Genomic DNA, 23236 nt, shown 5'->3' on the forward strand with positions numbered 1-23236 from the left:
GACGATATGGACAACGAGACGGCCTCCGGCGGATGATTCCACCGGAGGCCGTCGTCATTTGCAGTATGCCGCGTCGAATGCGATCGGGGATCCCGTCACCTGTCGAGATGGCGATATCACAGAAGCACCGATATCCCACCCGTCAGTCGTGGGTTCGTGCGGAGTGCCCCACCACCGAGATCCTGGCCGACAGGTATCGATGTCGAAATGGTGATCATCACGGGGTCTATGACGATATCGACTCCTGCACCCAGGAACAGGACGTGTCCACCCGTCACATCGATGACATCGCCGGACGATGTGTTCATTGCTGCCGTTTCGTAGGTCGCCGAGACGCTGGGGATGAAGGTCATCGACCCCGTCGGAAAGAGATGGAAGACGGAGCCCGTGATGGCCGCCGACGTTCCGAAGCGATAGCCGTCGGGATTGGCGGTCGGAATCCGTACCACCGTCCCGAGCTGGAAGCCGAGCGTCGTCGTACGCAACGTCCCGATCATCGAGAGCATCGCGTCGACACTGCCCGTACCGAGCTGGAAGTTCGCATTGGCGACCTGATCCGTCGTGTCGCGGAAACGCCATGTACCTGTTGGAATGGAGACTCCCGCACCTGCGACGAGGCTGCTTCGCCACTCGTCCTCGGAGCTCGAGAGGACGTAGTTGAGTCCTGCCGTAACGTCTCCGAGACCCGACTCCGATACGGTCGTGCCGTACATCGTCATCCGTTGCATGTTGCTCGACCACGGCACCGTCGCCGTTATCTGCCAGTGTTCGGCCAGTGTCCAACGTGTCCAGAGCTCGGACCGGATGAACTGTTCCGTCGAACGGAAGCGTTCACCGTAGGTGAGATGGGATTCGAAGAACGAATATCGAAGACGAACGCCTATGGCACTTCTGTCGGTATACGGCGAAAGGCCTGCATATGGAGAACCCACGCCGCATCCGCAGACGTCGCAGGCAAGAGCCGGAGACGAGAGGATAAGCGCCACACCGATCATCGTCAGAACGTGTTTCATGGTTCACCGTGTCGGGGATCGTTCAGGAATGTTCTGTCGGTGAGGGTCTGAAGGAAGGCGACGAGGTCCATGACGTCGTCGTCGGTGAGAGGAATACCCGTGCGTCCTTCCCTGCGAAGGAGGGGGTCGAGATGCTCCATGTCCGTGACGTTGCGGACGTAATGCCGTACCGCCGCTTCGAGGGTCCGGTACCGGCCGTCGTGCATGTACGGTCCTGTCACCTCCACGTTGCGAAGACTCGGTACGCGGAAGGCATAGGCATCCTCGGGGCGTAGCGTGACCGTCGCGCGTCCGCGGTCGTCCAGCGAACTCGGATGCAGTCCGGTATTGCGGAATGATCCGTCCGTGGTGAGAGGTTCGGCATGACACGGTGCGCATTCGCGCGCGAAGATGTCATGGCCGCGCCCTTCGGTCGCGGTGAACGAACGTCGCCCACGAAGCACGTCGTCGTACGGGGATTCGGCGGAGACCAGTGTGAGCATGAAGGCGGAGAGAGCTTGCAGCACGCGTGTCGTCGTCACCGAGTCGTTACCGTAGGCACGGCGCATGCGATCCCTGTATGCAGGGATGCCACGAAGACGCTCGAGAATGTTCTCGAAGCGTTCGTCCATCTCCGCAGGATTGGCGATCGGCGCCAGGGGCTGTACGTCGAGGTCGTGTACGCCGCCATCCCAGAAGAACGTTCGCTGCCATGCGACGTTCTGGATGGTTTGTGAATTGCGCGTGCCGAGTCTGTCTTCGATGCCGTGGCTCACGTCATGACCGTGCTGTGTGAAGCCGCTCTGTTGCTGATGGCACGAGCCGCAACTGATGCTGCCATCACGCGACAGGCGTCCGTCGTAGAACAGGGCCCTGCCCAGTTCTACCTTCGCAGGTGTGACGGGATTCCGCCCGAAGTCGTAGACGGGCGCAGGGAAGTGGGCGGGGATACTCATCGGATCCACTACTTCCGCAGGAGCCGTTTCACCCGAACATCCGACAAGACAGCAGAGCAGCAGGATCGCCGGTACGATCATGCCGAAGGATGTCCGGTCAGTGTACATGATCCACCGAGAACATCGTCGCATAGTTGTCGGCGATCGTCGAGCTGAAGGGCGCCAGCATGACGGTCGGATTCGCAGCGATGGAAACGTTCGGTGTTGCGTCGAAGATGCGCATGATGTCGGCCAGCAGATGCATCGTCGTCTTCTTGTCCCGCTGGACCTTCATTCCCTCACCGGGAATGGAAAGCCTTACGGTGCGGATGTTGTTGATGGTCGGAGTAGGAGCGATGCCACCGAAGCCGCCGACGTGATAGCGGAACATCCGTTCGCCCGAGGGTGCTTCGGGAGCGGCGGGCGACGAACCTTCGAGCTTCATGAAGATGTAGCCGGAATTCCATACCCAGTACATGTCTGCTGCAGCCGCACCCGGATCGAGTACGCCCGTCCGACGCGAGACGTCGCTGGCGGAACGGAGTGAGTCCACTCCGATCATGAAGGAGATGGACGTATACGTACCTGCCGGAATCTTCGAAAGGGTCGCGAGGTGCGATGCCGCCACGGCCTCGTCCACGAGGAAGTAGGACGAGTCCTGCGGAATCGTGTACAGGGCTCCGTCCTGACGATGCAGAACGACGTTGCTGATGAAGTACCTGCAGGTGGTGACGGTGAACGATTCACCCGTCGCATTGACGTAGGACGGACCGGAGAGCACGAGTTCTTGTGGGCCGACGACGTTGTCGAATTCGAGGACGACGGTTCCACCGCCATCGTTCAAGGGTTCGGTGGTCTGGTTGCCGCATCCGGACATGATGAAGAGTACGGCAAGGCCAAGCGCCGCCGCGCGGAGCGAAGAGATCTGATTCATGACTGTTCGATTGTTGTTCGGTGGATGGAATAGGATCGAGGAAGGTTCATTCCCACGAAGGCATGGTGATGAACCGGAAGGATCGCGCCCTGATGTCAGCTGAGAAGTCGGGGCGGGTGAAAGATCGACTGGTCGGGGCCGGTCGCGATCCCGAAGGAATAGGATGGGGTACAGACGTCGTATGCGGCAGCGACGGTCGGTGCGATGGATGTCACCTTGCCGTCATGCACCGCCGGGGTTATCTCGATTCGCGATTCGCGCTGCTGTTGCTGACGCTCCTTGCGATCTTCCTCCTTGAGCTGCTTGCGTACGTAGCATTTGCCCTGGCAGCAGTTGTTGCGTACGGTGCGCTGCTCGCACAGCATCCTGGCGATCGTGGCGCGTTGCGCGGTATATGCCGAGAGGATGACGACCGGACGCGAAATGCCGATGCACAGGCATGCCATGATCAGCATGGCCATGACCTGCGAACATATCCGATGCGATATGGAGAGGAAGGAGAACATCGACGTTCGAACTTACGACGTTCCTGCTAGATGGGCACTATGGCGGAGTTCGGTTTCCGCCGTGACGTTCATCGTCCTTCACCGATGTGAACGACGTACTTGTGGATCTTCGCGAATCCTCCGCTGCGCTCGTTGCGGCTGCATGTGCCGGGTAGCAGATTGCAGGTGCCCATCGTCATGCTCCGCACGCCTCTCGTGTTGAATGCTTTCCACATGACGGCGGTCGAACGTGGCGGTACGGTCACACGGAATGCCGTGGAATCGATACGTTCGGTATCGGGAGATATCCAGGCAAGGGTGTCATCGATGGCCTCGATGGTATAGGTGCCCTGTGCGATGCGGATAGCCGTCAGCATGGAGTCGACGTCGACCGGATCCATCATCCGCACCTCTATCACGGCCGGCGTATCGCCATGATTCACGACGTACGATCGAACCAGGAACGAACAGCCTGCTGCCATACCAGCCCACAGCAGGAGTATCAGTATGGATGTTGTGCGACCGTGGATCGCCATGCGAATATCCATCGATGGTTGTGAGGGGCGACGAGGTTTCCTGCCCCATGCCCGGTCGATGTGCCGGAGCTCAGAGTCCGTCGAACAGTTCCTTGGTGATCGAATGCCTGTCATCGATATCACCTCGTCCGATGCGCCGGCCGAGCATGGATTCCTCGCAGGTATCCACTGCCGCGAGCCATTCGTCCCGTGTGGCGTACTTGTGCGATATCATCAGCTTCGCGCCGGGAATATCGGCGACGGCCCGGCACAACATCGGGAAGTTCGGGGCATCGGCCATGACGTAGACCGGCTTGTAGAGGATCTTGAGCCGGGCGTCACGGTACTCGATGGTGAGCCATGGAATGGCCGGTACTTCGTTGTCCATCAGACGCCGTTCGATGGCAGTCGACAGCCCGGGGCCATCGAGGATGAAGCGCTGTACGATCCGGAAGGGGATCGTCGTCGGACGTGCATTGCGTGCCACAGGCCCGATGACGAAGGCATCGCCATCGATGTCGACAGTGGAGGGCTGCGTGCCATGCCTGACGGAACGGATCGCTCTGGTAATGCCGATGCCGGTTGCCGAGGCGGCCATGACGACGAGTGCCGTGCCCCATACCGGAGGGGACGAGATCAGGGAAATGGCCGAGACCGGGATGGCGAAACGTAACGCCGCGGCAAGGTCCTTCATGTCGAACCGTCGCAGCAGGCCGCGCCATCGATGTCGAAACGGATCCATTCCGGTCGTCATGATGTTCCAGTGGTGTCGATGATCATGCGTTCGATGCCATCGGGGTATAAATGCGAAACCCCATCCGTCGGGATAGGGTTTCGTGTGATCGTCATTCCGTAGCGAACGGTGCCTTACTTCACCATCATCAGCGGCTTCGAATCCGTATATCCCGGTGCCGTCAGGACGTAGTAGTAGAGGCTGTTCGACATGTTGTGTTCGCGCGTGTTGAGTACCACTTCGTGCTGACCGGCCGAAAGGGTCTCGTTGACCAGTGTGGCGACGACGTTACCGTTGAGGTCGACGACCTTGAGCGTTACCGGTGATGCTTCGCGCGTCACGAACGTGATCGTGGCGCGATCCGTGACAGGATTCGGCTGGCACTCACGGAGTTCGAACGTTGCGGCCATCGTTTCGTTGACGCCGGCGATCACGTCGTCACCGACCTGCGTCTGGATCGGATAGGCCATGCGGCCGACGATGACGCGGATGGGCTTGCTTTCGACCGATGCGCAGGGGCTGCTCATCGTGACGGTATAGATGCCGTTGAGGTCGGCCGTCGCGATGGGGCGGCGCAGATCCTGGGCGTTCTCGCCGGGCAGGATCTGACCATCCTTGAACCACTGGATGGTGAAGTGCGATACGTTCTCGTTCTTGTTGACGCTAAGGATGAATTCCTTGCCTTCGGGAAAACGCTTGATCTTCATTTCCGTGGCCGGTCCGTCGATGTCGGCACGTGTCGGCTTGGGGATGATGCGGATCGAGGTATTTGCATAAGCCGAGCCTGCGAGGACGGCTGCGGCGAGAGCTACGGAGAAAAGGCGCTTCATGATGAATACCCGTAGTAGTTGATTGTTCAATGGCTCGAATATAGGCAATTTGCATGCCTCATTTACCGCGCGATTCATGTTCCCGACCCGTTCCGATCAGGTTCGCATCTTCATTTCCGCCGGCGAACCGTCCGGCGATCTGCATGCCGCTCGTCTGATGGCCGAAATCAGGCTGCGCATACCGAACGTCGTCTTCGAGGGAATCGGTGGGCCGGCGATGGAACTCCAGGGCCTGCATTCACTTGCGTCACTGAAGGACCTCGCCGTGAGCGGCTTCTGGGAAGTCGCCAAGCGATATGGATTCTTCCGCGCCCTGCTCGACCGCTGTGCCGACGTCATCCGTCGCACCCGGCCGTCGATCTTCATTCCGGTCGACTATCCCGGCTTCAACATGCGGCTGGCAGACCACGCCCGGCGCGCCGATGTTCCTGTGGCCTACTATATCGCCCCGCAATTGTGGGCATGGGGCCGCGATCGCGGCAGGCGCCTGGCCGAAGTCGTGAACCGCCTGCTCGTGGTCTTTCCGTTCGAACGGGAGTTCTTCGCGCAGTTCGGAATCGATACCGTCCATGTCGGTCATCCGCTGCTCGACGACGAGGCCTTCTGCCCACCGTTGTCCCATGACGGCTCGCAACTGGTCGTCATGCCCGGGAGCAGAAGGCAGGAATTGCACAGGCATCTGCCTCTGCTCGCCGATACGGTGAAGAGGCTCCGCACGCTGGAACCGTCACTGTCCGTGATATGTCCACGACCTGGCTTCCTTCCCGACGAGGCCTATCGTCTGCTGGCCGATTGCGATGTGAAGATCGTCGACGATGCCCGTCAGGCGATGCGCACGTCCGCAGCCGGATTGATCAAGGCCGGTACGTCGACGCTTGAAGCGGCCCTGCTGGGCCTTCCGTTCTCGACCTTCTACCGGACGTCATGGCTGTCCTATCGTATGAGCAAACGTCTCGTCCAGGTCGATTCCGTGACGATGATGAACCTTCTCCTGAACGAGCGGATCATCCATGAATACATCCAGGACGACGCCACGCCGGAACGTCTGGCGCAGGAAGCCCGGCGATTGCTCCACGACGAGGAGCGACGGGCCGAACTGAGGGCGGCCAGCGACGACGTCCGTGAACTTCTCGGGGGGCCGGGTGCAAGCGCCCGAGCCGCCGACATCATTGCCGACATGGTACTGTGATGAAGTCCTTCCTCACCTCCGCGCTGATCCGTGTACTTGCTTCCACATGGCGTGTCCATGTCGAGGGAACGTTGCCGACGGCCCCCTGCATCGTCGTCTTCTGGCATGGCGAGATGCTTCCCATATGGTATGCGTTCCGTGGTTCGAAGCCCGTGGCTCTCGTCAGTTCGAGCGGTGACGGATCGTTGCTGGCGACGCTGCTGGAGGATTGGGGATATCGGGTCGTCAGAGGTTCGTCGTCGCAAGGAGGCAAGGAAGCATTGCAGGATATCGTGGCGAACGCGGCGACGTCCATCGTGCTACTCACGCCGGACGGGCCGAGAGGCCCGGCCCATGTATGCAAACCCGGTGCCGTCGTGGCGTCGCATCGCAGTGGTGTTCCCGTCGTCCCGGTCCGTATGATGTCCGTCGGCAAGAAGATATTCCACCGCTCATGGGATGCATTCCAGTTGCCGTTGCCGTGGTCACGCATCACCGTGCACGTCGGTGCGGAAATCCATCCCGATGTGAACGCCACGCGGGAAGGAATAGATGCAGCCATCGCACATGTGACGGACAAGCTGGAACGATTGGGAGCGGTGACGTGCTAGCGCTGTTGTCGGCCATCTACGGTGCCATCGTCGCCCATCGTAATGCACGATACGATGATGGACGCAGCCCGGCCGTGCGCTGTACGGTGCCGGTGATCAGCGTCGGCAATCTGAGCGTGGGCGGTACGGGAAAGTCCCCCGTCGTGCAGATGATCGTCCGTCTGCTGCAGCGTCATGGCTACCGGCCCGCCGTCGTGATGCGCGGGTACCGCCGTCGATCGAAAGGACTGGTCGTCGTACATGACGGTGCGTCGATCGTGGCCACGGTTGCCGCTGCCGGAGATGAAGCCTTCATGCACGCACGTACGCTCGACGTTCCTGTCGTCGTTTGTGAATACAAGGTCGATGCTGCCGTCCATGCAGCGGGGATGCTGCCGTGCGACGTCATCGTCGTCGACGATGGTTTCCAGCACCGGGCATTGTATCGGGATGTAGACGTCGTTCTCATCGACGAGAGAACCATTCACCAGCCGCAACTGCTGCCGCAGGGCAGATTGCGCGAACCGCTGACGTCCTTACGGCGCGCATCCATCGTCCTGCTCATGTCGCCGACGCTTATGCGTCACGACGTGGCGTCGTATGTCAGCGATGATGTCCTCGTGACGCACGTCGTCATCGAACCGACGACGTCCTTGTTGACGGAAGGATCGACGTCAGGCTCCATCGCGGACATGATACCGCGCGGCGAACGGGTCGTCATGGTGAGCGGTATCGCCAACCCCGAACGGTTCCGGGCCACGGTTGCACAGCTCGGTATCGACGTCGCGACGATACTCGAATACGGAGACCATCATGACTACACCAAACGCGATGCGATGTCCGTCATTAGAGCCGCGCAGGCGGCTGGTACGACGACGGTGATCACGACGGAGAAGGATGCCGTCAAACTCGATGCGTACCGGACGTCGTTCGACACGGAGGGCATCCACTTCCTGTCGATCGGCATCACGGCACGCAGTCTCGACCCGCTCGACGATGCCATCATGGAACGGATCGTACCATGACGGGTGTATACACGGCCTCGTAAGAGCGGTGCCGAGCAGGTCTGCAACGCTGATCCGGATACGGATCGTCATCGACAATATCTGCAGGATGGTATCATGAAGATCGCAGCTTCACGCGCCTCGGGTTCCGAGAACTACGCTTCCTATCAACGATGGCTGCGCACAGTCGATCCGGACGTCGATGTCGTCGATCTCTATCCGTGCGCCACACCCGACGAAGCCGTGGCTCTCATGAAGGAATGCAGCGGTCTGCTGCTTACCGGTGGGCCTGACGTCAATCCTGCCCGATACGGACAGTCCGAGAAGGCCGCGTTGTGCGAGCCGCCGGACGAACATCGTGATGCACTCGAACTCGCTCTGATCGAAGCGGCGACGGAAGCCAACATGCCTGTCCTCGGTATCTGCCGCGGGGCCCAGATCCTCAACGTCGCCTTCGGCGGCACGCTCATCGCGGACATTCCCACGGTCGTCGGTACGGAGATCGAACATCGTCAGGTCGACGGCGTCGACTCGCACCATGCAGTGCACGCAGAGCCTGGTTCCTTGATCAAACGCATCTGTCGGGCTCTCGATGGAACGATCAACTCGGCGCACCACCAATCGGTGGAACGCCTGGCGACGATCTTCGCGCCGTCCGCCACATCGCCCGACGGTGTCATCGAAGCCTTCGAATGGGGCGATGCCGCCATGGGTGGCAAGCCCTTCCTGCTCGCCGTGCAATGGCATCCGGAGCGGATGGAGTACGGTAATCCGTTCTCGCTGCCGATCGCACAGCATTTCGTGTCCGAGGTCGCCGCATATAGTCAACTATTCGCGCAGTGATGCATCATGCCTACCGGAAAACGCCCACATGTCGTCATCGTCGGTGCGGGATTCGGCGGTCTGTCCGCAGCCAAGGCACTGAAGAACACGAACGTCGATGTCACCATCATCGATCGTACCAACCATCATCTGTTCCAGCCTCTTCTCTATCAGGTGGCGACGGCCGCTCTGTCGCCGGGAGACGTGGCCCAGCCGATAAGATCGATTCTCCGTCACGTCAACAACATCCATGTCGTGATGGACAACGTCCGCAGTATCGACCTCGCCGGACGGATGGTCATATGCGATGACGGTACCTACGGTTATGATCATCTCATCCTCGCACCCGGAGCGCGGCATTCGTACTTCGGTCACGACGACTGGGAGAACCATGCGCCGGGACTGAAGGATCTCTCCGACGCACTGCTCATACGCGAGAGGCTGCTCGCGACGTTCGAGGAAGCCGAATCCGTCGTCGGAACGTCGATGGCGTCGACGTTGCTGACGTTCGTCGTCGTAGGCGCAGGCCCGACCGGTGTGGAGCTCGCAGGAGCCATCGCCGAAATCGGAGCGCGGACGATGCTGCCGGACTTCCCTCGACTGCGTCGTGGCGACGTGCGTGTGGTGCTGATCGAGGGCGGGCCTCGCGTACTGCCGACCTTCGACCCCGTTTCCAGCGAACGTGCACTGGAGTCGTTGCAACGACTCGGAGTCGAAGTCCTGCTCGATACCATCGTCACCGATGTCACCGAAGATGGTGTGATGATCGGCGACATACCGATCGCGAGCAGGAACGTCATCTGGGCTGCGGGCAATACCGCATCGCCGCTCCTGAAGCTGCTCGGCACGGAGACGGACCGCCAGGGGCGCGTCGTCGTAGATGAGACCTGCGCCATCCCCGGCCATGGCGACGTCTATGTGATCGGTGATGCAGGTCATTTCACGAATGCCGACGGTATGGTGCTCCCCGGTGTCGCTCAGGTGGCCCTGCAGCAGGGGGACTACGTGGCGGCACGGATACTCGGCAAGGGCAAGGCGGCGCATGCATTCAAGTATCGCGATCCGGGATCAATGGCTACGATAGGGCGTGCCAAGGCCGTTGCGGAAATCGGGAAGAGGAAGCTTTCCGGCCTCGTGGCATGGGCCATGTGGGCTGTGATCCATATCGCGTTCCTCATCGGATTCCGCAATCGCGTGAAGGTCATCGTCGAGTGGCTGTGGTACTACATCTCGTTCCAGCCGGGAGCCCGCCTCATCGTCCAGCATGATTCCGCACACAAGACGCGCATGTGGCTCGACAGGCAGATGAAGATGAATCGAGAAGAGGAAGTCGTTCACGATTGATGATCGCCCACGGAACCAGGAACCTGGTTGCGCCTCCGACAGGGCTGTATACAGTTCTGGTGCTGCAGTTCCGGCTCCATCGAGATTGAGGCATACGTCGTCGCCCTTGTCATTCGTCAGCCAGTGGAAGCCATCGGGACCTGGGCTGGAGACTTGTAGCTGGCCCCGATGGATATGTGATGCACTGCCCGAACCGAATGTATACTCGTCGACGTGCTCCGTTGCGTTCCTCGATTGGTATTAGTCGGGAAGCGATCCCCTGAATCTCCTGCGGGTTATCCTGATAGTCGGGAACGTGAAGGAATAACAGTCCCTTGTTCGCTCACCTACCGATTCCTCTAGCCATGTCAGTGCCAGAACGAAGAATCTGACGTCTGCCCGTGGAAACACGTCCTGTCTTCAGGCCCGTCCGGCCGAATCCTCCCGAGCCGAAGATCGATCGTGAACATGTATTCTCGAGCAAGGTCTTAACACGGTAGTAGTTGATATGCATCTGAACGTGTAAGGTCAACGACACGTAACCGTTGTCCCGATGGTGGTTCGTGAGCTGCATGTCGTCTATCCCTTCACTCCAGCCATGCGCCGGGCTCGTCGTCCTGCATGAGCGCGCGGACGAGCTGCGTGTGATTCCGGACGGGAAGCTGCAGCCCTACCTGGATCGAAAGACGTCCATCGACAGGTGATGCGCGTTCGGTCGTCAACCCGTATGCGCACCAGACGTCCGCCCACGATGCAGGGTGCAATGCCATGGTCATGAGCATGCGAGTGCCTTGTCCGAGAAGAGGAATGGTTCTCATGAATCCCTTCGCAGGGACTTCGAAGGCATACGGTGCCGCATCGAGAGTGTGCGAATCGTAGATCCATGCCGTCGCCGACAGGCCGAGCCATGGTTCGGGAGAATAGCGTAGGTCGATCATGCCGGTGACACCTGACGCGACCATGCCGTGCCGTTCCCACGATGAGCGTAGTCCCTCGATCCTGCAGCGATATCGGATGTTCTTCGTGATCGTACCCGTGACCTGTGCTCGAAGCAGAATCCGTTCATGTCGGTCCGTCAGTCTGCGTGACGTGGTATCGACGAGAATGCCATCGTCTTCGAGCTCCATCTGTCCGCGTATATCGAGCGTCGATGATGCACCGAGAGGCAGACCGAGCTCGGTAAACAGGTGCAGGCCTCGTGTGGGCAGCGGCATGCCGTGCCGTCGGGTCGGCACGAACGTCAGTCGAAGTGCGGACGTGATCGATGTCCTTGTGGCGATCCTCGTCGTGGCACCTGCGACCAGTTCCGTCGATGTTCCCGGTGAATGATGGATCGACAGTACGAATCGACCGCGCCCGAAGAGTGCATCGTATCGCGCAGCGGCATCGATCATGCCGTCGTACGATCGTGCCAGTTCCGCGGATATCGTCAGGCTTCCGCTCGCCATCGTGCGGGCGAACAGCGATATCGCAGTCATGCAGTTCTGTATGTCGATGGCGCTGCCCATCGACCATGCGTCGTTCATCCATTGTGCGATGAATCCATAGCGATCGGCCGAGAGCACGGACGATATCCGGACCGTCGGCACGATGTGCGTACGAACGGCCAGACCACGGATGGCACCAACGGCGACTGCCGATGTCCATGGACGTATGACGACGTCGTCGAAGGTCGTGAATGCCTGGGTGCGGATCGTGGTTCGCGCAGCCGACGCGGAGCCGAAGACGAGGCCCCGCCCTGCGAACAGCCCCATGTCTCCACCAAGAATCTCGAAAGGACCGATACGCATCGATATCCATGCCGTGCCGTCCTGTCCTTCGGGTGCGTCGGTGATGACGCCGCCGGCATCGGCATAGCGTGACGACAGGCGTATCCTGTTGGCGATACGTGGCAGACCTTCGGTCGCCTCCTGCCATCGTGAACGGATCATCGCGGCCGATACGAGGGGAGTCGGGTCGCAGTCGAAACCCGTGCATGCGAGAAGCATGATGCGCTGATCCGTCGACAGGCAGAGCGTGTCGACGATGCGATGGATGTCGCGCAGTCCCTGCTCGATCATCGATACGATTCTCGAAGCCGTCAGACGACCGATCCCGGGCAGTTGCGTCAACTCTTCGATGTCTCCGTTCAGCAGGCAGATCGGAGTTTCCCTGTATCGGTCAAGTGCATCCCATACAGGACTATCCTGTGCATGCACGACGACGGCCAGACAGAATAATGAAGCGATATGGAGAAGGCGAGGCATGGATCATGGTGAAAGAGGATGACGTCGCGCACGGCGAGTCCTGAAGTCACATGCGAAGGTGGCGTCTGCCGGGCGGCGATCTACAGTTCGACGGTGATGGATGGCCGTACGCCGAGTAGCTCGACATGCCGTAGTTCGAGGCCGATCAGAGGTCCGCCGGTCAGACGGAGAGCACCTGCGACGGCGATCGATATGGGACGGGCGGAAAGCTCGCCACGCACGAGGAACGTCGTATCCGGAAGGTGCCGTGTGGAGATGGAAAGGCCGAGACCCGTTCCCGGAACGACGGTCGCGTCGAAGGCCAACGACCATGACGCCGTCATATGACGGCCTGCGCCCACGATGAACGAAGGTTCGCGTCCGCGCGGAAACATCACCACGTCGCGAATCATGGCGGCATACTCCCATGTGCCGTCCAGTATCGTCCTGATGCCGACCGACAGACCCAGGGAGGCCACGAAGGGAAATCCTCGTGCACCGGCCAGCGTGCCATGAAGTGTCGCGGCACAGGTCGTGAAGTCCGTGAACGGATGGGAAACGAGCACGTTCGCGGCAAGATCCGTCCATCCTCCTCCCGTCCGTCCCGTCAGCCAGCCCGCACCATGGAGACTGCCGGCATGCGTCAGGAGGATCGACGACGACGTCAGGCCGGCGATGCCGTATGGAAGGGGAGTGGCGGAAATGGAAAGGACGTCGTCGGACAGTGTGGGGGCGGCGCTCCGCGTGACGGCCTCCATCGTCGTCAGAGCCGTGACGCCGGTGCAGGATTGTCCGGCCAGGGAGCTGACCGACAACAAAAGCACCGTGGCCCACGTCAGGATGGTATGACCGCCATCCATGCGTATGTTCGTGTGATCAATCCATGAATTCCGGCAGAGTATCATGATGCGTACACTTCTTTCGTTCTGTTGTCTTCTCGTAGCCGTGGCCGTCCATAACGTGACATCGTCTGCACAGGAACTGGATGCCAACGTCGTGGTCAACATGCAGGCCATTCCGATCGACCAGCGTCAGGAGCTACAGACGATGGCGAACGACGTGAAGAACTACCTCAACAATCAGCGCTATACCGGTGCGGATTGGGACGGGGCACGCATTCCCGTCGATGTGACGATCTACCTCATGAGCCGGAACGGAAATACCTATACGGCACGTCTGGCCGTCGTGAGCAAGCGCCTCGTGAACAACGTTCCCGGATCCGGTGCCGCCCTGCTGCGGATCTTCGATCAGGAGTGGACGTTCGACTGGTCCTTCAATCCCGTGCTGACCTACCAGACCCTGCGCTACGATGATTTCACGAGTCTCGTCGATTTCTACATGCTGCTGGCCATCGGACTCGACATGGATACGTACGAGGATCTTGGCGGTACCAACGTCTACAAGTCCGCCCAGACCATCGCCCAGCTCGGTGCCGGACGTGGCATCAATGCCTTCCGGACCTTCTATCAGCCGGGTGAATTCACGCGTTCGGCACTCGTGAACGAAATGCTCGACCTCAGGTATAACGGCCTGCGCCGGTATATCTTCGACTATCATGATGCCATCGACCAGTATGCCAAGAACAAGGATGCCGGCCGCGCCGCTCTTACGCAGGTCATCGCCGACATCGCCCAGTTCAAGCGGGACAAGATCAGCAACCGCAGCCTGCTCCTGCAGGCCTTCTTCGATGCCAAGCACATGGAGATCGCCGACATCTTCCAGGGGCAGAAGAATTCGACCGTGTGGGGCGATCTTCGATTCCTCGATCCGGGGAATACGACGGTCTACGACAAGGCGAGAGGCAACTGATTCCATACTGCCTTTCGGAGAACCTTTTGAGCGACGTACAACGCCGACATGAGCGGTTCATGGATATGGCCCTCGACGAGGCGCGCCGTGCCGCCGAAGCGGGAGACGTACCCGTCGGTTGCGTCATCGTCCGTGGGGACGACGTCGTAGGTCGTGGCGGCAACGAGATCGAGCGGACGGGGGATCCTACGCGGCATGCGGAGATCGTCGCCATCGCCGAAGCCGTGGCCGTGACGGGAGAGAAGTTCCTCTCCGACTGTACGCTCTACGTCACGCTCGAGCCGTGCAGCATGTGCGCCGGTGCCATCGTGCTGGCCCGTGTTCCGACGATCGTCTATGGCGCTACCGACGAGAAGACGGGAGCCTGCAGATCGCTGTTCGAAATCGCCGACGATCCGCGACTGAATCATCGCTGCATCGTCCGTACCGGTATCCGTGCAGAGGAAGCCGCTGCGTTGCTCAGCGGTTTCTTCGCCACGCAACGTGGCGGAACATCACAGGCGTCACGCCGACCCCTCCCCGAACGGTCTCCGGATCAGCGTCCTGCACCCGCATTGTATCTGGTCCCGACGCCGATCGGGAATCTGGAGGACATCACGGTGCGCGGCCTGAAACTGCTCCGTGCCGCCGATATCGTTCTCTGCGAGGACACCCGCCATACCGGACAGCTTCTGCGTCAGTACGGCGCACAGGGTGGGCGTCTCGTCAGCAATCATGAGCATAACGAACGGGAGCGCGTCCGCGACGTCGTGCGCTGGGTCGGGGAGGGCAAGATCGTCGCCCTCGTCAGCGATGCCGGAATGCCGGGCATCTCCGATCCCGGATATCGTGCCGTCCACGGCTGTATCGACGCCGGTGTGCCGGTGGTAGCACTACCCGGTGCGACCGCGGCCATGACAGCAGCGGCGGCCAGCGGTCTACCCACGGATGCGTTGTATTTTGGGGGCTTTCTGCCCCAGAAGAAAGGGCGCGGCCTGGCACTTGAGCGGCTCGCCGCTCGTGCCGAAACCGTGATTCTCTACGAATCGCCCCATCGTATCCTGCAACTCCTCGAAGAGCTCGAACACGTTGCCGGATCCGGGCGGAGGATCGTGATCGCGCGGGAGCTCAGCAAGATGCATGAGGAATACCTGCGCGGGACGGTGGCGGAGGTCAGGGCGGTCGTCGAGGCGCGTGGCGGCATCAAGGGTGAATGCGTGGTGCTCGTGGCAGGCTCCGCAACGGAGGAATGAATGTTCATATCGTTCGAAGGCATCGACGGCAGCGGCAAGTCGACGCAGTTGCTTCTTCTCAAGGAATGGCTCGAAGCGCGCGGTCACCGCGTGCTCGCCATCAGGGAGCCAGGTGCCACCGTACTGTCCGAAGCCATCAGGGAAATCCTGCTCAGCAACAAGCAATCCATCACGTCCACCGTCGAATTGCTGATGTTCAGTGCCGCGCGTTCCCAACTGGTGGAGCGTGTCATCGTACCGGCGCTGGAAAAGGGCGAAATCATCCTGTGCGACCGTTTCGTGGATTCCACCACGGCCTATCAGGGCTACGGTCGCCTGCTCGATATGGACGACGTCCGGGCCTGTAACAACATCGCCACGCGCGGGGTCATGCCTTCAGTGACGTTCTTCATCGACGTCCCCTATGAAGAGGCGCAGATGCGTATGCATTTCCACCCTGCTTCCGGCGAACCGGACAGGATGGAGCGGGCGGGACGGGATTTCTTCGAGCGTGTGCGGGCAGGCTACCATGCGATCGCAGCGGCCGACGCAGCACGATTCCGGATCGTGGATGGCATGAGGGACCGTGCCGATATCCACGCCGAGATCACCACGATTCTGTCGGAAGTCCTCTCCTGACACCGAGTTGTGTATCTTTACAATCTTGGCAATTTCGACGTATATCCATGATTTCTTTGGCGTTCCACATGATTCGACCCCCACGTATTGTGAGCACGATGATGGCTCTGGCCGTCCTGCTTCCTACGCTCCTCGTTGCAGGAACGGACAACCGTACGGTTGACATCCGTACGTTCATGACGCCCGTACCCGCATCGAAGATGGACCAGATGCAGATCACGGGCTTTCAGCGCAGCATGATGCTGTCCAACGATATGGCGAAGACCACCTTCGCCGACGCTCCCGCGACGTTGACGCTGAAGAACTTTCCCCTGCCGAACAACGAACAGTCGACGCTCGAACTGCGTCTCGGCCGTCAGGTCTTCGATGCCAATACGAAGATCCTCGTGGCGACGGGACACGGCAAGGAACCGCTCAAGGTACGTCCGATCGTATCCTATGTTGGCAAGATCAGCGGCGATCCGAACAGCCGCGTTTCGCTGCACTACAGCGATGGCGACCTCACCGGCTTCGTCGAACAGTCCAACGGTCTGCGCACGATGATCGGTATCGATGTCTCCAGGCGCTCCACCGCCACGGTGACGCCCCACCTCATCGCCGACGAGCAGACGGTGTTCCCGGGCGGCCTCAGCAAGTTCCTCTGCGGTAACGAATCGCTGCCGTTCGATGCCGATGCTCTCGGCCAGGCCATGGCACAGCCCTCGACCGTGAAGGACATGGACAAGATCCAGTCCACGACGGCTCTCAAGGAACTGCGTCTGGCCATCGTGCTCCGCGAAGACATCCATGAATACATGTCGGGCACCGGCAAGACCAACGAGCAGATCGTCCAGTACTTCGCCAAGTGCGTCGCCGCCTTCTCCCAGGCCTATGAAGAAGAACTCAACGCCACCTTCTACATCAGCTACGTGATGATGTGGACGGCCGATGAAGTCTCGGGCTATTCCGGTGACGGTACCAATCCCGGAACGCTTCTCGAGGAATTCTCGCGCGACTGGTCGCAGAACTACAACAACGTCGAACGCGACGTCGCACACTGCTATACGCGCATGATTCCCCAGGGCGGCCTCTTCATCGGCGGTATCGCCTACGGCGGCCAGGCCGGACCGAAGATCTGCTCCAAGCAGCATCAGGGCGCCTATGGCGTCAGCACGATGTATCTGAACCAGAACATGGACGGTATTCCGGGGCGTCCGAACATGGCCAACGCCTTCGTGTGGGACGTCTTCGTGACGGCGCACGAAATCGGTCACAACGTCGGTGCTCCCCATACGCACAACTGCTTCTGGTCGCCGCCAGTCGATACGTGCCAGGTCCAGTCCGATGGCACCGATGCATGCTACATGACCGGTCGTACGCCCCGCCCCGGTACGATCATGAGCTATTGCCACCTCGTCAACGGCAGCACGACTCCGCTGACGTTCGGTACGCGTGTCGCCGAGCGCATGCGCGCATGGATCGATCAGTCCTGCGTGGTGCAGCCACCACGCCCGACGGTACGACTGACGTCGCCCCGCGGTACGGAAACCTTCGCCGGTGGTCAGCAGCTCACGATCAAGTGGAGCACGGCCCGCGTGGCCAACGTCAAGCTCCAGTATTCCGCGGACAACATGCAGTCCTGGAATCCGGTCAACCAGAACATGCTTCCCGCCGCCGATCTCTCCTATAACTGGACGATCCCTGCCGTACAGACGAGCTATCTGTGGATCCGCATCTCCGATGCCTCCAACGACGCCGTCTCCGATACGTCACTGGTGGCCTACAGTGTCCGTCTGCCTCTCGCCCTGACGTCGCCCAAGGGCGGCGAGCGCTTCGCACAAGGAAGCGTGCAGAGCATCCGCTGGACGAAGGAAAGCAGCGTACCTTCCGTGAAGGTCGAATTCGCCCCTGACGGAACGACGTGGCAGACGCTCGAAGGTGCTGCTACCGGTGTATCGTACGAATGGACGGTACCCGCCGTCGTGACGAGCACGGCTCGTGTCCGCGTGACGTCGACGGGCAACGCCGCCCTGACGGCGACGTCGGAACCCTTCTCCATCGGTGTGGCGCGCTTCACCGTGCTCATTCCGGTCGAAGGCGACAGCATCTGCAATAACTTCGCCAATCAGTACCGCTGGTCGTCGGACTTCGTCGACAAGTTCAAGATCCAGTACAAGACGCCGACGGGTACCATCTGGCAGAATGCCGTGACGGAAATCGCCGTCGACGCTTCGAAGGAAGGCCAGCAGACGTTCGGCCGCAGCAACTCGCTCGGTAACGTCGAACCGGGAACGGTGATCCAGATCCGTTTCGTTGACTATGCGAATGCCGAGAACATCCTGGCGACGCTCAGCAACATCCGTGTGGCGTCGTGCGATGCGGCCGTCTCCGTCGACGAGACCACGCCCGCACCCACCGATCTCCGTATCGTGCGTGTGACGCCCAATCCGGTCAAGACCGATGCCGCCATCGAACTGAACGCCGCCATGCCCATGACGGTCGATGTCCTGCTCGTAGCCCCGAACGGTGCCGTGACGACGCTGCTGGCTCAGCAGAACGTCGGTACCTCGGGTCCGCAAACGCTCAACGTCTCGTTGAACGGCGTCGCCGCCGGAGCGTACCAGGTCGTGGTCCGTTCGGGCAGCGCACAGGTCTCCACTCCGCTCAGCGTCGTACGTTGATAGCAGGAGGAACGACGTGAGTCTATTCAACAAGCTGGTAGTCAGCGCACTTCCACTTGTACCCAAAGGCATCGTCAAAACAGTGGCCCGGCGTTATATCGCCGGGCCTGTTTTGTCTGATGCCGTTGCCTGTACACGTGATCTCATGGCCCGCGGGGCCTGCTCCACCATCGACGTTCTCGGTGAGTTCGTCCAGAATCGCGAGCGTGCCGTCCATGAAACGGCAATGGCATCGAGTGTCATCGACGCCATCCACGAGCACAAGCTCGCCTCCTACCTGAGCGTCAAACCGACGTCTCTCGGCCTCGATATCGATCACGACTTCGCCTATGCGAATATCACCGGTCTCGTGTCGAAGGCGAAGACACTCGGCCTCTTCGTCCGCATGGACATGGAGAATACGCCCTATACCGATATCACCCTCGACTTCTATCGCCGTCTGCGGCGAGACGGATACGATAACGTGGGCGTCGTGATCCAGGCCTACCTGCGCAGATCCGAGCAGGACATCCGTTCACTGCTGGACTATGCGCCGTCGGTACGGCTCTGCAAGGGCATCTACGTCGAAGCCGAAGAGCATGCCTTCAAGGATGCCGACGAGATCAGGGCCAATTACCGCAAGCTGCTGCGACTGCTGATCGACGCCAAGGCCCGTCCCCATATCGCCACGCACGACGAAGCCCTGATCGTCGATGCCGAACGGGTGATCGCCGAGCGCAAGCTCGACCGCTCGTCCTACGAATTCCAGATGCTGCTCGGTGTGCGCGAAGACCGCCGTGATACGCTGTTGCGGAACGGCCATGCCGTACGTATCTACGTTCCGTTCGGTGAGGACTGGTACGGATACTCGACGCGCCGGCTGAAGGAGAATCCTGCAGTGGCCGGTTACGTAGCGAAGGCCATCCTTACAGGCAGATGATACCGGCCATGGCCGGGCGGAAGAATGGAAAGGTGTATCTTCATCGTATGAGATACACCTTTTTCTTTTCGTCCTCTGCGCGACGTCACGCCGTCCGTCTTCTGATCACCGCCACGGCGACCGTCCTCTTCTCCTGTGCTTCGCCACAAGGCGTGCACGATACGGTGACGGTCGGTACGTTCAACATGGAATGGCTCGGCGATGGCCAGGGCGACAACAAGACGAGGAACGACGGCGACTATCTGAAGATCGCCGACGTGATCCTCAAGACGGAGGCAGACGTGCTCGGTATCCAGGAAGTGGAGAACGATCAGGCCCTTCGCAAGGTGCTTCGATACATGGAGGGCTACGACGGCTTCGTGGCGAACGGAGGTTCCGCACAGAACGTCGGCGTGATCTTCCGCAAAGGGATGACGGTGGAGAACAAGGGTCTCTACATGCCGCTGGCCATCAATCCTTCGCGCAATCGCCCAGGACTCGTCCTGGCATGCAGGAAGGGGGACTTCGACTGGCTGATGATGGTCGTCCACCTCAAGAGCACATCGCGATACGACAGTACGAACGCCCTGCGCGAAGAGTCGCGCACGGTGCGTGCGCAGCAGGCAGATGTCCTGCATGCATGGGTGGATTCCACGCTGCGGAGCGGCAAGGAAGCCGACGTCCTGATCGTCGGGGACATGAACGACTTTCCCGCCCGACGTCAGCAGCCGACGCTGACGGCCCTGATCGAGGATCCCAACGTCACCTTCATCACGTCGCAACTCAAGAGCTGCAAGAACCAGAGCTGGTTCGTGATCGATCACGTCGTGGCGTCGACATCGGCGATGAAACGGTACATCAAGGGAAGTGAACGCCTCGAGAACTTCCGCGCCTTTCTCGATGCAGCCGATTCCGACGTCGTCAGCGACCACTGTCCGGTCCTGGTGCGTTTCTCTACGGCAGGACCGGACAACGACTGATCAACTGAAGACGGTAACCTTGTTGGTGGACTTCTGGCTCATCGCCAGGACGTCGTAGGCATTGTTGAGGAGTACGTCCCACGTATCGCGCGGAGTGGATTCCGCCACACCGATGCTGACCGTCACGCTGAAGCGCTTGCCGTCCATATCGATGATGGAGCTGGCGATCTCCTTGCGCAGCGTTTCCGTCCACATGTGCGCTTGTTGCGCACGCGTACCTACGAGACCGATGGCGATAAGGGAATTGTCGATCGTTCCGATGATGTCGTAGTCGCGCAACTGGTTCTGGATGCGTGAGAGGACGTGGACGAGGATACGCCCCGGACCGTGCTCGGCAGCCGAATCGAAGGCCCTGCTGCTGTCGATGCGGATGAGGCATACTGTAAGAGGCGTCTGGAAGTCGATGGCCCGCGAGAATTCCTCGCGCAGGCGCATTTCGAAGCCCTTCATGTTCAGGATGCCCGTTGCCGGATCGAGCATGGCGCCGGCCTGCAGCAATTCCGTGGCACGCAGATGTTCGACGAACGAACCGGCATGGTCGCCGATCGTCTCGAGAATCGAGATATCCTGCTGCGTCAACGTCGACGCATGGTTCTCCACGAAGAGCGCGCCGAAGCTGTGGGACAGCGAGCGCAGCGGTACGGCAACGAACTGGGCTCCGTCGATGTTCGGCTCGCCGCCGACGATGCGGACGACTCCCGGTGCGGCCGACGTCACGACGGTATTGCCCGACGTGAGGCAGTGGCCGATCGACGAGCGTTCGAGATCGACGACGGCACCACGGATGTCCTTGTACTCGTCGGAAACGGAGCGGACGTCGGTGATGGTCCATGCACCCTGATCCGCATCGAAGAGACAGACGCCGATGGTGCTCACGTCCATGTGCTGAACCGATACTTCGAGCAGGGCACGCGTGATGCGCTTGAGCGACAGTTCGTGATCACGGAGCGAATTACGGAACTGCGTGATGGCATCGAGCGAACGTGCGGCCTGGAGCAGATCGAACTTGCCGGTATAGGAGTGGACGAGTCCACTTATGAGCTTGGTGAACTGACCGAAGAACCCGACCGTGATGGCATCGTAGGCATCTTCTTCGGTGGAGTCGGCACAGAGGACGCCGACGACCTTGCCGCCGAAGTAGACGGGAACGCCGATGAAGGATACGGTACCTGCGGACTGTGCGTAGTAGGGGAGCAGGTCGAGTTCGGCGCTCGGGCGAATGGCCGTGAGGATCTCGGGTCTGCCGTGGAGTGCGATCTGGCTGACGGCATCCGTGCCCATGGGCAGCTTGCGCTGCTCGATGAAGCGTGTGCCCGCATCCGTGATCTTCGATTCGACGACGAGCTGCTGCTTCTCGACGTTGACCCAGAAGAACGCTGCCGTACGTGCGCTGGCCATCGAGCGGATGACCTGGAGCACACGGTTCAGGAGATAGTCGAATTCCTTGCGCGGCTCGTCCTGGCCGAGGATTTCCTGGTCGTCCATGAAATCTTCGATGGTGATGCCCGAAATGTCACGCTTCTTCGACATGTCCTCGTCGTCATCGTTCTGCAGTGGTTGAGCAGCGGGAGCCTCCGCGACCATCCTGGCCGCAGGTTCGGCGACCGGTTCCGCGACCGGCGGAGGGATGGCTTCGACGGTCGGCCCGGCCACCGGTTCGGCGGGTTCCTCGACGGTCTTCCGCGGTTCGGGATCGGCAGCGGGTGGAGCTGCGACGGGCGAGTTCTTCGGTTCACGTACCGCAGGTGCCTCCGTTGCCGGAGGTTCCGGTGCGGTGCGCGGTTTCTTGCGGATGATGATGTCCTCGTTCAGCTGGACTTCACCCTTCACGCCGAGATCGTCGAGCGACGACTGTTCGGTGTCGGCCGCGGCTTCCTTGCGGAGAGCTTCCATGCGGCGTGCGGCGCGTTGTGCCACCAGTTCGCCGTCTTCCGGGATGTTGCGCTTGCCCTTGCTCTTCTTGACGCCGATGACACGCACGCCGGATTCGCCGTCGGAGAATTCCTGGTCGATTGCGGGATTGGGAGCGGCCATGGTGGCCGGCCTCGTACGGGTGACGGCGGGTTCGGGCCTCATCGGTGGCGGTGCGGCGTGGCGTTCGATCATTTCCGGGAACAGTGCGCCCTGGTCCTTGTCGACGAAGGTTTCATCCGAACCTTCATCGGCGCCGAACGTTTCGACGTAGCTCTTCGAATCGAAGATCTGCCGGCGTGAGCGGTCGTCATCCTTCGTCTCCGATTCGATCTCCGGTGGCGTCGTCGGTCTCGGAGCCTTGCGGCCCTGCATGGACAGATCGGCGATGCGGGGAGATATCATCATGAAGAGGGCTACGCCACCGAGTATGGCGATGCATACGCCGATAAGGCGCACCGCCATCTCATCGAGGAACAGTGCGATGAAGAGCCCGAGTGCGATCACGACGAAGGCGATCGAATCACTCGGGACGAAAATCTTGCGTAGGTCTAGACGTGGTTTCGGCATGT

At 60.5% G+C, this 23236-nt stretch carries 21 protein-coding genes; 11 read left to right on the forward strand and 10 right to left on the reverse strand.

The genetic code is table 11. The features are described 5' to 3' along the window. Positions 1–116 precede the first annotated feature (116 nt). From BGO89_13060 to BGO89_13090, 7 genes are all read right to left on the reverse strand, one after another. Positions 117–1013 (reverse strand): hypothetical protein, encoded by an 897-nt coding sequence (locus tag BGO89_13060; protein OJX56262.1) that lies wholly within the window; start codon positions 1011–1013, stop codon positions 117–119. Continuing rightward, on the reverse strand, positions 1010–2029 hold the full coding sequence (locus BGO89_13065; protein ID OJX56263.1) for a hypothetical protein: 1020 nt from the start codon (positions 2027–2029) through the stop codon (positions 1010–1012). The genes BGO89_13060 and BGO89_13065 overlap by 4 nt, the downstream gene beginning before the upstream one ends. Before the next feature lie 16 nt (positions 2030–2045). Then, on the reverse strand, positions 2046–2861 hold the full coding sequence (locus tag BGO89_13070; GenBank protein ID OJX56264.1) for a hypothetical protein: 816 nt from the start codon (positions 2859–2861) through the stop codon (positions 2046–2048). 95 nt (positions 2862–2956) lie between these two features. Then, a complete protein-coding gene (locus BGO89_13075; GenBank protein ID OJX56265.1) occupies positions 2957–3367 on the reverse strand; it encodes a hypothetical protein in 411 nt (136 codons plus the stop codon). A gap of 68 nt (positions 3368–3435) precedes the next feature. After that, a complete protein-coding gene (locus BGO89_13080; protein OJX56266.1) occupies positions 3436–3894 on the reverse strand; it encodes a hypothetical protein in 459 nt (152 codons plus the stop codon). Between the two features lie 58 nt (positions 3895–3952). After that, positions 3953–4615, reverse strand: coding sequence for a hypothetical protein (locus BGO89_13085; GenBank protein OJX56267.1), 663 nt, complete (start codon positions 4613–4615; stop codon positions 3953–3955). Between the two features lie 113 nt (positions 4616–4728). Continuing rightward, complete coding sequence (locus BGO89_13090; GenBank protein OJX56268.1) at positions 4729–5424, reverse strand: hypothetical protein; 696 nt, start codon at positions 5422–5424, stop codon at positions 4729–4731. A gap of 76 nt (positions 5425–5500) precedes the next feature. Between BGO89_13090 and BGO89_13095 the strand changes: the two genes are divergently transcribed. From BGO89_13095 to BGO89_13115, 5 genes are read left to right on the forward strand one after another with little or no spacing between them, the layout of a single operon-like run. Further along, positions 5501–6613, forward strand: coding sequence for a lipid-A-disaccharide synthase (locus BGO89_13095; GenBank protein OJX56269.1), 1113 nt, complete (start codon positions 5501–5503; stop codon positions 6611–6613). Next, entirely contained in the window at positions 6613–7203 is a 591-nt protein-coding gene (locus BGO89_13100) for a hypothetical protein (protein OJX56270.1), read from the forward strand. Before BGO89_13095 ends, BGO89_13100 begins: the two co-directional genes overlap by 1 nt. A 5-nt stretch (positions 7204–7208) precedes the next feature. Further along, the gene (locus BGO89_13105) at positions 7209–8207 is read left to right on the forward strand and encodes a tetraacyldisaccharide 4'-kinase (GenBank protein ID OJX56271.1); all 999 of its coding nucleotides are present in this window, start codon (positions 7209–7211) and stop codon (positions 8205–8207) included. A gap of 3 nt (positions 8208–8210) precedes the next feature. After that, a complete protein-coding gene (locus tag BGO89_13110; GenBank protein ID OJX56272.1) occupies positions 8211–9029 on the forward strand; it encodes a hypothetical protein in 819 nt (272 codons plus the stop codon). A gap of 6 nt (positions 9030–9035) precedes the next feature. Next, positions 9036–10352, forward strand: coding sequence for an FAD-dependent oxidoreductase (locus tag BGO89_13115; GenBank protein ID OJX56273.1), 1317 nt, complete (start codon positions 9036–9038; stop codon positions 10350–10352). A 566-nt stretch (positions 10353–10918) separates the two neighbouring features. On the opposite strand, the gene BGO89_13120 is transcribed toward BGO89_13115, so the two are convergent. Both BGO89_13120 and BGO89_13125 read right to left on the reverse strand, forming a co-directional pair. Further along, complete coding sequence (locus tag BGO89_13120) at positions 10919–12577, reverse strand: hypothetical protein (protein OJX56274.1); 1659 nt, start codon at positions 12575–12577, stop codon at positions 10919–10921. Positions 12578–12657: 80 nt separating this feature from the next. Next, positions 12658–13416 carry a hypothetical protein gene (locus BGO89_13125; GenBank protein OJX56275.1) on the reverse strand — a complete coding sequence of 253 codons (759 nt, stop codon included), beginning with the start codon at positions 13414–13416 and terminating at the stop codon, positions 12658–12660. Between the two features lie 43 nt (positions 13417–13459). On the opposite strand from BGO89_13125, the gene BGO89_13130 reads away from it, so the two are divergent. From BGO89_13130 to BGO89_13155, 6 genes are all read left to right on the forward strand, one after another. After that, the gene (locus tag BGO89_13130) at positions 13460–14365 is read left to right on the forward strand and encodes a hypothetical protein (GenBank protein ID OJX56276.1); all 906 of its coding nucleotides are present in this window, start codon (positions 13460–13462) and stop codon (positions 14363–14365) included. 59 nt (positions 14366–14424) lie between these two features. Beyond that, the gene (locus tag BGO89_13135) at positions 14425–15597 is read left to right on the forward strand and encodes a 16S rRNA (cytidine(1402)-2'-O)-methyltransferase (GenBank protein OJX56277.1); all 1173 of its coding nucleotides are present in this window, start codon (positions 14425–14427) and stop codon (positions 15595–15597) included. Further along, the gene (locus BGO89_13140) at positions 15598–16215 is read left to right on the forward strand and encodes a dTMP kinase (protein OJX56278.1); all 618 of its coding nucleotides are present in this window, start codon (positions 15598–15600) and stop codon (positions 16213–16215) included. Between the two features lie 98 nt (positions 16216–16313). Continuing rightward, positions 16314–18875 (forward strand): hypothetical protein, encoded by a 2562-nt coding sequence (locus tag BGO89_13145; protein OJX56279.1) that lies wholly within the window; start codon positions 16314–16316, stop codon positions 18873–18875. A 16-nt stretch (positions 18876–18891) separates the two neighbouring features. Continuing rightward, the gene (locus BGO89_13150) at positions 18892–19794 is read left to right on the forward strand and encodes a hypothetical protein (GenBank protein OJX56280.1); all 903 of its coding nucleotides are present in this window, start codon (positions 18892–18894) and stop codon (positions 19792–19794) included. Beyond that, a complete protein-coding gene (locus BGO89_13155) occupies positions 19791–20753 on the forward strand; it encodes a hypothetical protein (protein ID OJX56281.1) in 963 nt (320 codons plus the stop codon). Before BGO89_13150 ends, BGO89_13155 begins: the two co-directional genes overlap by 4 nt. Here BGO89_13155 and BGO89_13160 read toward each other — a convergent pair whose 3' ends face one another. Continuing rightward, complete coding sequence (locus BGO89_13160; GenBank protein ID OJX56282.1) at positions 20754–23234, reverse strand: hypothetical protein; 2481 nt, start codon at positions 23232–23234, stop codon at positions 20754–20756. Between the last annotated feature and the right edge of the window lie 2 nt (positions 23235–23236).

It is taken from the genome of Candidatus Kapaibacterium thiocyanatum, assembly GCA_001899175.1.
GTDB classification, from domain to species: Bacteria; Bacteroidota; Ignavibacteria; order Kapaibacteriales; family Kapaibacteriaceae; genus Kapaibacterium; species Kapaibacterium thiocyanatum.

What these genes read in the sequence shown, in the direction of transcription:
- BGO89_13080 (OJX56266.1), bottom strand. Translation starts at nt 3,894, where the DNA reads ATGGATATTCGCATGGCGATCCACGGTCGCACAACATCCATACTGATA.
- BGO89_13060 (OJX56262.1), bottom strand. Translation starts at nt 1,013, where the DNA reads ATGAAACACGTTCTGACGATGATCGGTGTGGCGCTTATCCTCTCGTCT.
- BGO89_13160 (OJX56282.1), bottom strand. Translation starts at nt 23,234, where the DNA reads ATGCCGAAACCACGTCTAGACCTACGCAAGATTTTCGTCCCGAGTGAT.
- BGO89_13145 (OJX56279.1), top strand. Translation starts at nt 16,314, where the DNA reads ATGATGGCTCTGGCCGTCCTGCTTCCTACGCTCCTCGTTGCAGGAACG.
- BGO89_13100 (OJX56270.1), top strand. Translation starts at nt 6,613, where the DNA reads ATGAAGTCCTTCCTCACCTCCGCGCTGATCCGTGTACTTGCTTCCACA.
- BGO89_13120 (OJX56274.1), bottom strand. Translation starts at nt 12,577, where the DNA reads ATGCCTCGCCTTCTCCATATCGCTTCATTATTCTGTCTGGCCGTCGTC.
- BGO89_13085 (OJX56267.1), bottom strand. Translation starts at nt 4,615, where the DNA reads ATGACGACCGGAATGGATCCGTTTCGACATCGATGGCGCGGCCTGCTG.
- BGO89_13140 (OJX56278.1), top strand. Translation starts at nt 15,598, where the DNA reads ATGTTCATATCGTTCGAAGGCATCGACGGCAGCGGCAAGTCGACGCAG.
- BGO89_13115 (OJX56273.1), top strand. Translation starts at nt 9,036, where the DNA reads ATGCCTACCGGAAAACGCCCACATGTCGTCATCGTCGGTGCGGGATTC.
- BGO89_13095 (OJX56269.1), top strand. Translation starts at nt 5,501, where the DNA reads ATGTTCCCGACCCGTTCCGATCAGGTTCGCATCTTCATTTCCGCCGGC.
- BGO89_13135 (OJX56277.1), top strand. Translation starts at nt 14,425, where the DNA reads ATGGATATGGCCCTCGACGAGGCGCGCCGTGCCGCCGAAGCGGGAGAC.
- BGO89_13070 (OJX56264.1), bottom strand. Translation starts at nt 2,861, where the DNA reads ATGAATCAGATCTCTTCGCTCCGCGCGGCGGCGCTTGGCCTTGCCGTA.
- BGO89_13075 (OJX56265.1), bottom strand. Translation starts at nt 3,367, where the DNA reads ATGTTCTCCTTCCTCTCCATATCGCATCGGATATGTTCGCAGGTCATG.
- BGO89_13130 (OJX56276.1), top strand. Translation starts at nt 13,460, where the DNA reads ATGATGCGTACACTTCTTTCGTTCTGTTGTCTTCTCGTAGCCGTGGCC.
- BGO89_13155 (OJX56281.1), top strand. Translation starts at nt 19,791, where the DNA reads ATGATACCGGCCATGGCCGGGCGGAAGAATGGAAAGGTGTATCTTCAT.
- BGO89_13065 (OJX56263.1), bottom strand. Translation starts at nt 2,029, where the DNA reads ATGATCGTACCGGCGATCCTGCTGCTCTGCTGTCTTGTCGGATGTTCG.
- BGO89_13090 (OJX56268.1), bottom strand. Translation starts at nt 5,424, where the DNA reads ATGAAGCGCCTTTTCTCCGTAGCTCTCGCCGCAGCCGTCCTCGCAGGC.
- BGO89_13125 (OJX56275.1), bottom strand. Translation starts at nt 13,416, where the DNA reads ATGGATGGCGGTCATACCATCCTGACGTGGGCCACGGTGCTTTTGTTG.